The organism is Mycobacterium sp. NPDC050551, assembly GCF_040674075.1.
Classification (GTDB): Bacteria; Actinomycetota; Actinomycetes; order Mycobacteriales; family Mycobacteriaceae; genus Mycobacterium.
On the sequence record NZ_JBFARC010000008.1, the window covers coordinates 251,533 to 263,193 of the forward strand.

The window sequence follows — 11,661 nt, forward strand, 5'->3', positions numbered from 1 at the left end:
TCGAACGGCCCGCGGCGAACGGCGGTGACGACGTTCCGCGTCCGATGCTGAGCACCGTCCGCACCGACACCGAGTCGACCATGGCCCGGGCGGTCAACCGCGCGCTGCACGACGCGCTGGCCGCCGACGACCGGGTGCTGGTGTTCGGCGAGGACGTCGCCACCCTCGGCGGCGTGTTCCGGGTGACCGAGGGGTTGGCCGAGACCTTCGGCGATCAACGGTGTTTCGACACCCCGCTGGCCGAGTCGGCCATCATCGGCATCGCCGTCGGGCTGGCCATCCGCGGGTTCGTTCCGGTACCGGAGATCCAGTTCGACGGGTTCGCGGCGCCGGCGTTCGACCAGATCGTCAGCCATTTGGCCAAGTACCGCATGCGCACGCACGGCGAGGTGGACATGCCGGTCACCGTGCGGATCCCGTCATTCGGCGGAATCGGTGCGGTGGAACACCATTCGGAATCCACCGAGAGCTACTGGCTACACACCGCGGGGCTGAAGGTGGTGGTGCCCGCCACCCCCTCCGACGCGTACTGGCTGCTGCGCCATGCCATCGCCAGCCCGGATCCGGTGATCTACCTCGAGCCCAAACGCCGCTACTGGGAACGCGGACCGGTGGACACCACGGTGCCGGGGCCACCGATCGGCAAGGCCGTGATCCGCAGGCCCGGAGCCGATGTGACCGTGGTGACCTACGGGTCCCTGGTGGCGACGGCTGTCCGCGCCGCCGACATCGCCGCGGACCGCTTCGGCTGGGACGTCGAGGTCGTCGACCTGCGGTCGCTCAACCCGCTCGACTTCGACACCGTGGCGGAGTCGGTGCGCCGGACCGGCCGTGCCGTCGTCATGCACGAGGGCCCCCGCACGCTGGGCTTCGGCGCCGAAGTGGCGGCGCGCATCCAGGAGGACCTGTTCTACGACCTGGAGGCGCCGGTGCTGCGGGCCACCGGCTTCGACACCCCCTATCCACCCGCGCGGCTGGAGAAGTTGTGGCTGCCCGGGCCGGACCGGTTGCTCGACTGCGTCGAGAAGGCGATGACGCAACCATGAGCGCCACCGTCCGCGAGTTCGCGGTGCCGGATCTGGGGGAGGGGCTCGCCGACGCCACTGTCACCGCGTGGCACGTCGCCGTCGGCGACGACGTCGAACTCAACCAGACGCTGTGCACGGTCGAGACCAATAAGGCCGAGGTCGAGATCCCGAGTCCGTACGCGGGCCGCATCGTCGAGCTCGGCGGCGCCGCGGGGGACACGCTCGACGTCGGGGCGCCGTTGGTGCGGATCGAGACCGCCGAGGCGCCTGCCCGCACCGCCGTGCTGGTGGGTTACGGCGCCGACGGCTCGATGGACGGCAGCAGGCGGCGGGCCCGCGCCAAACCGCCCGTGCGCAAACTGGCGGCCGACCTGGACGTCGATCTCACCGCCGTCGAACCGTCGGGGCCCGACCGGATCGTCACCCGCGCCGACGTTCTCGCGGCGGTCGGGACCCCGAGCGAGTCGGCAGGTGAGGCGGCGCAGCCGGAGGTCGACGCGGTGCGCGGGGTCCAGCTGGAGATGGCGCGCCGGATGGCGGTGTCCCGCCGGGAGATCCCCGACGCCCATGCCTCGGTGCAGGTCGACGGCACCCGGCTGCTCGCGCTTCGCGACCGGCTGGGTGTGGAGTCGGTCACGCCGTTCGTGCTGACCCTGCGGCTGCTGGTCGTCGCCCTGCGTCACCACCCGTTGCTCAACGCCACCTGGATGGACACCGTCGACGGGCCCCGCATCCACCGGCATTCCGCCGTGCACCTCGGAGTGGGTGTCGCGGCGCCGCGCGGGCTGCTGGTTCCCGTGGTGGCCGATGCGCAGGCCAGGACGACCCGCGAACTCGCGGCGGAGGTCACCCGGCTGATCTCCGGCGCGCGGGCCGGGACGCTGACACCGACCGATCTGCAGGGCTCCACCTTCACGGTCTCGAACTTCGGCGCGCTCGGCCTCGACGAGGGCGTGCCCGTCATCAACCACCCGGAGGCGGCGATCCTCGGGATCGGCTCGCTGAAGCCGCGCGCCGTCGTGGTCGACGACGAGGTGGTGGCCCGCCCGACGATGACGCTCACGTGCGCGTTCGACCATCGGGTGACCGACGGCGCCGAGGTGGCGGCGTTCCTGCGGGAACTCCGCGACCTCGTCGAGTCACCGGACCTGGCGCTCGCGGACCTGTAGGACGGATCCGGTCAGCGGCGCTTGGCCGCGGCCAGCCGGGCGGCGAACTCGGGTGACTCGATGGACGTTGCCTGCGGGCCGATCTCCACGTCGACGGCCAACCGGTGCTGGTCGCTGTCGATGGCGCCGGGGTTGGCGGTGGCCCGCATCGAGGCCTTCGTGGCGATGACGACGTCGCGGGGCGCCGATGCCGGACCCGCGGCGAGGGCCCTGGCCGCCGCGACCGGATCGTCGGCGACCTCCAGCGCCAGCCCGTGGCGCACAGCGGACTCGGCGTCGAAGCGCATACCGAACAGCAGCGCCGCCCGGGCGGCCTGCGGCCCGACGGCACGGTTGAGCATCCAGGTGGCGCCGCCGCCCGGGTGGATACCGAGTTTCTGGAACCGGGGGTCGAACAGCGCCGCAGGTCCGGCGATGCGGACGTCGGCGGCCAGCGCCAGGTTGAGCCCCGCGCCGACGGCCGCGCCGTTGACGGCGGCGATCGTGGGCAGAGTGCAGTCGGCGACGGCGAGGAAGCCGTCGTAGATGCGGCGCAACCCGTCCTCGGTGGCCTCGCCGAGCGCGGTAAGGTCGGCGCCCGCGCAGAACGCCTTGCCCGCGCCGGTGACGATCACGGCGTGGACGTCGTCGTCGGCCTCGGCCGCGTCGACGGCCCGGCGCAGGCCGGCGGACATCTCGAAGGTCACCGCATTGCGGCGATCTGGATCGTTGACGGTGATCAGGGCGATGTGGTCGGCGACGTCGACCAGGACCGGGTTGGACACGGCTGTGAGCCTAGTTCGCACCCAGTATTTGCCATTCTCGAGTGGCTGCGTCGACCGGCAGGAGCAATGTAGTATCCACCCATGAAGTTAGCGGGACTCACCAAGGGACTGACCACCGCGGTCGCAGGTGCGGCGATCGCCGTTGGCCTGGCTGCGCCCGCGATGGCGCAGCCCGAACCGGACACCGCATTCGCCAAGCGCCTTCAGGCCTACGGCATTTACGGTCAGAAGGACTACAACGCCTGGATCGCCAAGATCGCCTGCAAGCGGTTGAATCGCGGCGTCGATAAGGACGCCGTGCAGTCCGCGAAGTTCGTTTTCGACCAGTTGCAGAGGGGCAGCACGACCGAGCAGTCGTGGCAGTTCCTCGGCGAGGCCATTCCCGTGTACTGCCCGAACCAGATGGTGGCCCTGCAACGGGTCGCCAACCCGGCGGCTCCCGCACCGGCACCGGTGCCGGCAGGCCCCCCGCTGCCGGCCGAGCGCTGACGTCAGGAAGGTAAGACACACATGCGTAAGAGCATTCGCTCCATGGTCCACTCCGGGATGGTGGCCGTGGCCGCCGCCGGCCTGCTGACGGTCGCACCCGGCGTCGCCTCCGCGGACGCCACCGACGACTATCCGATCCCGAACCGGATCCTGCGGACGCAGTGCACGGCCGAGCAGATCCTGGCCGCCGCCCGCGACGTCGAACCCGTGTACTACGAGCGGTACATGATCGACTACAACAACAAGTCACCCGAGGTGCACCGCGCAGTCCAGGACCGCATCCACTGGTTCTTCTCGATGGACTACAAGGGCCGTCGCCAGTACTCCGAGGACACGGTGACCAACGCCTTCTACGAGCAGTTGCATTGGAACTGGCCGAACTGGGCGAAGGTCTTCTTCAACAACAAGGGCGTCGCCGCGCACACCACGGACATCTGCATGAACTACCCGCCGAACGACATGTCCGTCTGGGTCTGGTAGCAACCAAGCCGCTCAACGAGATCCGCCCGGCCGTACGGCCGGGCGGATTCTTTTTGCGCTCAGCCCCCTCGCGCTCGCCGCGCTCGCCGGAACTGCATTCCCGGTCATCAAGCGCGTCGCTCGATGACCGGGAATGCAGTTCCGGCGCAATCATGGGCGCTACAACGGGAACCGCCCGGCCGATGTTCGACCAGGCGGATCTCGTTACGGGGCGTCGCTCAGACGGACGTGAAGTTCTGCGGCGACTGCGGCCACGGCGCCGGGACCGGCCGCTGCCGGACCCGCTGCGGCCACCAGAACCACGGACCGAGCAGGGCGGCGATCGACGGCATCATCAGCGACCGCACGATCAGTGTGTCGAACAGCAGACCCAGTCCGATCGTCGTGCCCACCTGACCGATCACCGTCAGCTCGCTGACCGCCATCGATATCATCGTGAACGCGAACACCAGGCCGGCCGAGGTCACCACCGAGCCGGTGCCGCCCATCGATCGGATGATGCCGGTGTGCAGTCCGGCGTGGATCTCCTCCTTGAACCGTGACACCAGCAGCAGGTTGTAGTCCGCGCCGACGGCGAGCAGGATGATCACCGCCATCGCCATCACCATCCAGTGCAGCTCGATGCCCAGCAGGTGCTGCCAGATGAGCACCGACAGGCCGAACGAGGCGCCAAGAGACAACACCACCGTGCCCACGATCACCGCGGAGGCCACCACGCTTCGGGTGATGATCAGCATGATGATGAAGATCAGTGCCAGCGCGGCGATCCCGGCGATCAGCAGGTCGAAGTTGTTGCCGTCCTGCATGTCCTTGAACGTCGCCGCGGTGCCGCCGAGGTAGATCGTCGAGCCCTCGAGCGGGGTGCCCTTGACGGCTTCCTTCGCCGCCAGCTTGATGGCGTCGATGCGCTTGATCCCCTCCGGGGACATCGGATCGCCCTCGTGAGAGATGATGAAGCGCACCGACTTACCGTCCGGCGAGATGAACTGCTCCATGCCGCGCTTGAAGTCCTCGTTGTCGAAGATCTCCGGTGGCAGGTAGAACGAGTCGTCGTTCATCGACGCGTCGAAGGCCTCGCCCATGGAGTTGGACTCGTCCTGCATCGCCGCCATCTGATCCTGCATGCCCTTCTGCGAGGCATACATGGTCAGCATCATCGTCTTCATCGTCTTCATGGTCTCGATCATCTCGGGCATCATCGTGACCAGTTGCGGCATAAGGGAATCCAGCCGCTCCATGTCCGGCATGAGCGCCTTGATGTCGTCGGTCATCACGTTGATGCCGTCAAGGGTGTCGAAGACCGAGCGGAGCGCCCAGCACACCGGGATGTTGAAACACTTGGGTTCCCAGTAGAAGTAATTGCGGATCGGCCGGAAGAAGTCGTCGAAATCGGCGATGTGATCGCGCAATTCCTCGATGTCGACGACCATGCCCTTCATCTTGGTCACCATGCTGTGCGTGGTGTCGGCCATCTGCGCGGTGAGGTTCTGCATCCGCGTCATCGTGTCGATGGTGGACTGCATCTCGTCGGCCTGTTTCAGCATGTCGGCCATCCGGTCCTGCAGATACTTCTGGTTCATCTGCTGGGTGGTGCCCTGCATGGAGATCTGGAACGGGATCGACGTGTGCTCGATCGGCTTGCCGTCCGGCCGGGTGATCGCCTGCACCCGCGCGACGCCGGGCACGCGGAAGATGGCCTTGGAGATCTTGTCGATCACCAGGAAGTCCGCCGAGTTCCGCAGGTCGTGATCGCTGGAGATCATCATCAGCTCGGGGTTCATCCGGGCCTGGTCGAAGTGCCGGTCGGCGGCCGCGTAGCCCTCGTTGGCCGGCAGGTCGGCGGGCAGGTAGTGCCGGTCGTTGTAGTTGGTCCGGTACCCGGGCAGCGTGAGCAGGCCGATCAGCGCGAGCGCGACGGTGCCGATCAGGATGGGTCCCGGCCACCGCACCACTGCCGCGCCGACCTTGCGCCAACCACGGGTCCGCAGTGCGCGTTTCGGTTCCAGCGCGCCGAACTTGCTGGCCACCACCACGATCGCCGAGCCCAGCGTGAGCGAGGCCAGCACCGCCACGACCATGCCGATCGCCAGCGGGACGCCGAGGGTCTGGAAGTAGGGCAGCCGGGTGAAGCTCAGGCAGAAGGTGGCGCCGGCGATCGTCAGACCGGAGCCGAGCACGACGTGCGCCGTGCCCTTGAACATCGTGTAGTACGCCATCTCTTTGTCCTCGCCGACGCTTCGCGCTTCCTGATATCGGCCTATCAGGAAGATGGCGTAGTCGGTCGAGGCGGCGATCGCGAGTGTGACGAGGAGGTTCGTCGCGAACGTGGAGAGTCCGATGATCTCGTAGTAGCCGAGGAAGGCCACCACACCGCGGGACGCCGCGAGCGAGAGCACGACCATCACCAGGACGAGGATGAGCGTCACGATCGACCGGTAGACGAGCAGCAGCATGATGATGATGACCGTGAACGTGACGGCCTCGATCAGTTGCATGCTGCGGTCGCTGGCGATGTGCTGATCGGCCGCGAGAGCGGCCGGACCGGTCAGATAGGCCTTGACGCCGTCCGGCGGCGGAATGCTGTTGATGATGGCCTGCACCGCGTCCACCGACTCGTTGGCCAGTGACTCGCCCTGGTTACCCGCCAGCTTCAGCTGGACGTAGGCGGCCTTGCCGTCGCTGCTCTGTGCGCCGGTGGCGGTGAGCGGGTCGCTCCAGAAGTCCTGGACGGACTGGACGTGGGCGGGATCGGCCTCGAGCTTGTCGATGAGCTGGTCGTAGTACGCGTGCGCGTCGTCGCCGAGTGGGTTCGCGCCCTCGAGGACGATCATCACCTGGCTGTCGGAGTCGCCCTCTTCGAAAGTCTTGCCCACCTGCTGCATCGAGATCATCGACGGCGCATCGTCGGGGCTCATGGACACCGCGCGCAGCTGCCCGACCTCTTCGAGCTGTGGGACGACGACGTTGACGACGGCGATCACGGCGATCCAGGCCAGGATGATCGGCACCGCGAAGGCACGGATCACCCGCGGGATGAACGGGCGCGAAGGTCGTCGGGCGGGCGGGAAAGCGTCGGTGGGCGCGTCGTAGGTGGGTGCGCTCATGCCGATTTCACGTAGCAGAAGGTCTGGGCGTTCACGCCGCTGGAAGTCCTCTCGTCTTTCACGACGTCATCGACGATGACACGGCAGGAGATGAAGTCGCCGTCGCCCTGGGCGACGATGTTGGGAGCCGCCGACGGGGCGGTCGTCTCCAGGGTCAGGGACCAGGGCAGGCCTGCCCCGTCCACCCGCTGGTGCTTGGCGTCCAGGTCCAGGTAGTTGATGTCGGCGTAGCTGCCGTTGCCGGTGATCTCGTACCGGACGACCTTCGGGTCGAAGGGTTCGGGGTCGTCGGCGAACACCTTGGGCGTCACCGTCACACCCTCGGCGCCGAAGAATCCGCGGATGCGGTTCACGGTGAATCCGGCGACCACCACGACGATCAGGATGAGCAGCGGGATCCAGATCTTCTTGACGATGTCGACCGCCGTCGGGCGCCGCTTGGTCGGCTTCTGGTGCGACGGCGGCGCAGGCGCGGGCGCCGGCTGCTGCCCAACCGGCGGCGGGCTCACCTGTCCGGGACCGTCATAGGTGACGTTGTCCGTCCGAGACATGGTGACCCCTTACATTCGACCCGATGGTTGACGCCAGACAAACAGTCGTCGCGACAGAGATTAGCCTATTTAACTTGTCGCCTGGAAAACAGATGCGTCCGCGCTACTGTGCGGTAGCTCACGACATCCTGTGAGTGTGATGTGGTTCACACTTGGAGCCCGGGACTTGGCCTCGAGCCGTGCCTGGTGAGCCCTGTATCCGCACGCCGAACGGTGTGAGCAGAATACACCGGGAACGGTGCCCGTGACCGGCCCACGTCCCGGACCCGATTTGCTGGTCAGGCGGGATGCAGGCTGACGGCGATGCCGGAATAACGCACCATTCCGGTGACCCGGTCGATGTCGTCTTTACTGGTCAGTCGATTGACGTTGCAGTCGTGGTGACCGTGCGGGATCGACACCACCCCGGACCGGACTGAGTCGTCGACCTTCGCGATGCCGGTGACCTCCCCGTTCGCGCTGCGCACAGTGATGCGTTCACCGCTCACGACGCCAGCGGCGGCTCCGTCGACGGGATGGACGATGATCTCCGCGGGTTCGCCGAGGAAGTCGAGTTGCCCGTTGAGCTTCTTGCGCTGCCGGCGCGGGACCATCATCAGGGCGGGCGGCGGCTCGAGGGCCGCCAGCTGCGCGACGAGGATCGGCGGAGCCAGCCGCCAGCCGCCCATCCGGTCGATGTGCCGGTCCACCCACGCCGCGGGCAGCTCGCGCGGCGCCTCCGCCCAACCGTTCGCGACCACCTCGTCGAAGGGTGTCCGGCCGCCGGCCAGCAGGACGGCGAGGACATCGTCGTCGGTACTGGTGTCCGGATCGGCCAGCGTGCCGACGTCGTAGCCCAGGCGTCGCGCCAGATCGGCGAACACCCACCACATCGAGCGCCGTTCGCCGACCGGGTCCACGACGGCATGGGTGTGCTGGACGGACACCCGCGAGCTCAGGATGTCGTGCAGGGTGATGTCGGGCCGTTCGAGCGGGTCCTTGGTCGGCAGGACGTGCGTGGCCAACCGCGTCGTCTCGTTGTCGATGATCTCGGTGGTGGCGAACACCTCGAGACTCTGCAGTGCGGGGATGAGCTTGCCGGTCTCGGGGAAGCTGGTGACCAGGCTGCCGCCCACGTTGATCAGCGCGCGGATGTTGCCCGCCTCGATCTCGTCGGGCAGCACCGCACAGGGCCATTCGTTGATGAACGCCTGCGCCTCGGGCCGGCTGCGCGGACCCGGTCCGAACGATCCCTCGATGGGGGTGATCGGCAACAGATCGCCGAAAGCTTCCAGTTGATAGGCGAACCCGGGGTGGAACCACGTCCCGCCCGGGCGGTTCATCGCGCCGGTCAGGATCATCAGCACCCACGCCAGCCACTGGGTGACGTTGGCGCGCTCGGCGGTCATCGTCACGCCGGTCCCGGTTTCGATCGCGACGCATCTGGCGCTGCGGACCGCCGCAGCGAGCCGGGTCAGGTCGGCCTGCGCGACGTCGGCGTACATCGCCGTGTGCTCCAGGGTGAACGGTTCCACCGCGGCGGTGAGCTCGTCGAGTCCCTGCACGGGGACATCGGATTTCACGCCGTCGCGCAGGATTTCGCGCACCAGGTGGGCCAGCACCGCGTGGTCGGTGCTCGGGCGCGGCGCCAGGTGGCCGGTGGCCAACCGGGCGGTCTCGGTGCGCCGCGGATCGATCACCCACACCTGCCCGCGGGCGGCGATGTCGCGCACCGTGCCCGTCGGGTTGGGCATCGAGATGGCGTGGCCGTGGGACACCACCGGGTTGGCCCCGACGAGAAGCAGGAAGTCGGTGGTGTCGAGATCCGTTCGGCCGGACAGTCCCATGAAGCCGCCGACCAGGTCCGACACCAGCGGCTTGGCGGTGCCGTCGATCGTCAGCGGGCTGAACTTCGCCGGGGTGCCGATCGCCGCGTGCAGCGCTTCGGCCATCCGGAACCCGGCGCTCTCCATGGTGCTGAAATAGAAGCCGACCGACCCGGGGCCGTGCTCGTCGATGATGGCGCGCAGTCGGGTGGCCAGGTCGTCGAGACAGCTGTCCCAGCTGGTGTCCTGCTGCTGGCCGTCGATTCGGATGCGGGGGCGTTCGAGCCGGTCGGGATGGTGGTGCAGCAACGGCAGAGCGCGCCCCTTGGCGCACGTGTAGCCGCGGGAGAACGGATGCTCCTTGTCACCGCGGACGCGGAGCACCTCGTCACCGTCGACGTCGACGAGGATGCCGCAGACGGAGGTGCAGACCCGGCAGAAACTGCGGACCGTGTGCATGCGGGAAACGTACTCTCGCCCGGCGGGAAGAGATGTGCGTTTCAAGAGAACCACTACGCAAAAATGAGAACGCGGTTTCCGCAACGGCGACGACTCACACGCCTCTGGCGCCCCCGGCAGGAATCGAACCTGCGACCTAGGGATTAGAAGGCCCTTGCTCTATCCAACTGAGCTACGGAGGCAGCGTCGCCGAGTGTATCCCGGGCGGACCTGCACGCCCCCGGTGACAGCTATTGAAACGCCGCCCCCGCACGGGGGCGCGGACTAGCGTGGTCGAGAGCAATCGGGCCATGAGGGGGACACAGCGTGCCAACGAGCGACGTGCCGGAATCGGACGCGGCGGGGCTGCCGGAGGAACTCAGCCCGTTCGATCAGATCCTGCACCGCGGCGAGGCCAATCCCCGCACCCGCTCAGGGATCCTGACCGTGGAGATCCTGGACACCACTCCGGACTGGGACCGGTTCCGCACCCGCTTCGAGTACGCCTCCCGCAAGGTGTTGAGGCTGCGCCAGAAGGTGGTGACCCCGACCCTGCCGACCGCGGCCCCGCGCTGGGTCGTCGACCCCGACTTCAACCTCGACTTCCACGTGCGCCGGGTGCGGATACCCGACCCGGGCACCATGCGCCAGCTGATCGACCTCGCTGAGATCGCCCTGCAGTCACCGCTGGACATCTCCCGACCGCTGTGGACGGCAACCCTGGTGGAGGGCTTGGAGGGCGGTCGCGCCGCGACGATGCTGCACTTCAGCCACGCGGTCACCGACGGAGTCGGCGGGGTGGAGATGTTCGCCAGCGTCTACGACCTGGAACGCGACCCGCCGCCGCAGCAGGCGCCCCCGATCCCCATCCCGCAGGACCTGTCGCCCAACGACCTGATGCGCGAGGGCGTCAACCGGTTGCCGCTGTCGATCCTCGGCGGTGTCCGCGGCGCGCTCGGGGGTGCTGTCAGCGCCGTGGGCAAGGTGGTTCGCGACCCGGTGTCGACGGTCGCCGGGGTGGTCGACTACGCCCGGTCCGGCGCGCGGGTGGTCGGCTCGGTCGCGGAGCCCTCACCGCTGCTGCGCAGGCGCAGCCTGTCGACGCGCAGCGAGGCGATCGACATGGTGCTCGGCGACCTGCACAAGGCGGCCAAGGCGGCGGGCGGCTCCATCAACGACGCCTATCTGGCCGGTGTGTGCGGCGCCCTGCGGCTCTATCACGAGGCGTTCGGGGTGCCTGTCGCGACGCTACCGATGGCGGTGCCGGTCAGCCTGCGGTCGGATGCCGACCCGGCCGGCGGTAATCGCTTCGTCGGGGTCAACCTGGCCGCGCCGATCGGTGTCACCGACCCGGCCGCGCGGATCGGCAGAGTCCGGGCGCAGATGACCCGCAAGCGTGAGGAGCGTGCGCTCGACATGGTCGGCGCCGTCGCGCCCGTGGCGAGCCTGATGCCCGATTCGGTGCTCGAAGCGATGGCCGGATCGGTCGTCAACTCCGACGTGCAGGCGAGCAACGTGCCGGTGTACGCCGGCGACACCTACATCGCCGGTGCGAAGATATTGCGGCAGTACGGAATCGGACCGTTGCCGGGGGTGGCGATGATGGTGGTGCTGGTGTCCCGATCGGGGTACTGCACCGTCACCGCCCGCTACGACCGGGCGTCGATCAGGGACCCGGACCTGTTCGCCCGCTGCCTCATCGACGGTTTCGACGAGGTGCTCGCACTGGGCGGCCCGGGCCGCGCGTCACCCGCATCGGTCGCCGACCGGTCGAAGGCCTCGTCGAATGGGAGCGCACAGCAGTGACGGCGGACGATCAGCAATCCGACCCGC

At 68.2% G+C, this 11,661-nt stretch carries 9 protein-coding genes and 1 tRNA gene; 5 read left to right on the plus strand and 5 right to left on the minus strand.

The features are described from left to right. Window positions 1–44 precede the first annotated feature (44 nt). Together AB0K11_RS27380 and AB0K11_RS27385 are read left to right on the plus strand one after the other, a co-directional pair. Window positions 45–1,046: an alpha-ketoacid dehydrogenase subunit beta gene (locus AB0K11_RS27380; RefSeq protein WP_364984830.1), complete on the plus strand. Its 1,002-nt coding sequence runs from the start codon at window positions 45–47 to the stop codon at window positions 1,044–1,046. Beyond that, window positions 1,043–2,197, plus strand: a complete 1,155-nt coding sequence (locus tag AB0K11_RS27385) for a dihydrolipoamide acetyltransferase family protein (RefSeq protein ID WP_364984682.1) — start codon at window positions 1,043–1,045, stop codon at window positions 2,195–2,197. The genes AB0K11_RS27380 and AB0K11_RS27385 overlap by 4 nt, the downstream gene beginning before the upstream one ends. 11 nt (window positions 2,198–2,208) lie before the next feature. On the opposite strand, the gene AB0K11_RS27390 is transcribed toward AB0K11_RS27385, so the two are convergent. Next, complete coding sequence (locus AB0K11_RS27390; protein ID WP_364984684.1) at window positions 2,209–2,961, minus strand: enoyl-CoA hydratase; 753 nt, start codon at window positions 2,959–2,961, stop codon at window positions 2,209–2,211. A gap of 81 nt (window positions 2,962–3,042) precedes the next feature. Between AB0K11_RS27390 and AB0K11_RS27395 the strand changes: the two genes are divergently transcribed. After that, window positions 3,043–3,450: a DUF732 domain-containing protein gene (locus AB0K11_RS27395; protein WP_264015479.1), complete on the plus strand. Its 408-nt coding sequence runs from the start codon at window positions 3,043–3,045 to the stop codon at window positions 3,448–3,450. Window positions 3,451–3,471: 21 nt separating this feature from the next. Next, complete coding sequence (locus tag AB0K11_RS27400; RefSeq protein WP_364984687.1) at window positions 3,472–3,930, plus strand: DUF5078 domain-containing protein; 459 nt, start codon at window positions 3,472–3,474, stop codon at window positions 3,928–3,930. A gap of 218 nt (window positions 3,931–4,148) precedes the next feature. Here the strand turns inward: AB0K11_RS27400 and AB0K11_RS27405 are convergent, their stop codons facing one another. From AB0K11_RS27405 to AB0K11_RS27420, 4 genes are all read right to left on the minus strand, one after another. After that, on the minus strand, window positions 4,149–7,034 hold the full coding sequence (locus tag AB0K11_RS27405; RefSeq protein ID WP_364984689.1) for an MMPL family transporter: 2,886 nt from the start codon (window positions 7,032–7,034) through the stop codon (window positions 4,149–4,151). Next, window positions 7,031–7,450, minus strand: coding sequence for an MmpS family protein (locus AB0K11_RS27410; RefSeq protein WP_364984832.1), 420 nt, complete (start codon window positions 7,448–7,450; stop codon window positions 7,031–7,033). Before AB0K11_RS27410 ends, AB0K11_RS27405 begins: the two co-directional genes overlap by 4 nt. Before the next feature lie 413 nt (window positions 7,451–7,863). Next, a complete protein-coding gene (locus tag AB0K11_RS27415; RefSeq protein WP_364984691.1) occupies window positions 7,864–9,849 on the minus strand; it encodes a molybdopterin-dependent oxidoreductase in 1,986 nt (661 codons plus the stop codon). Between the two features lie 105 nt (window positions 9,850–9,954). Then, window positions 9,955–10,031 (minus strand) — tRNA-Arg (locus AB0K11_RS27420). Window positions 10,032–10,155: 124 nt separating this feature from the next. Here AB0K11_RS27420 and AB0K11_RS27425 point away from each other — a divergent pair. Continuing rightward, window positions 10,156–11,634: a wax ester/triacylglycerol synthase family O-acyltransferase gene (locus AB0K11_RS27425; protein WP_364984693.1), complete on the plus strand. Its 1,479-nt coding sequence runs from the start codon at window positions 10,156–10,158 to the stop codon at window positions 11,632–11,634. Window positions 11,635–11,661: the final 27 nt, after the last annotated feature.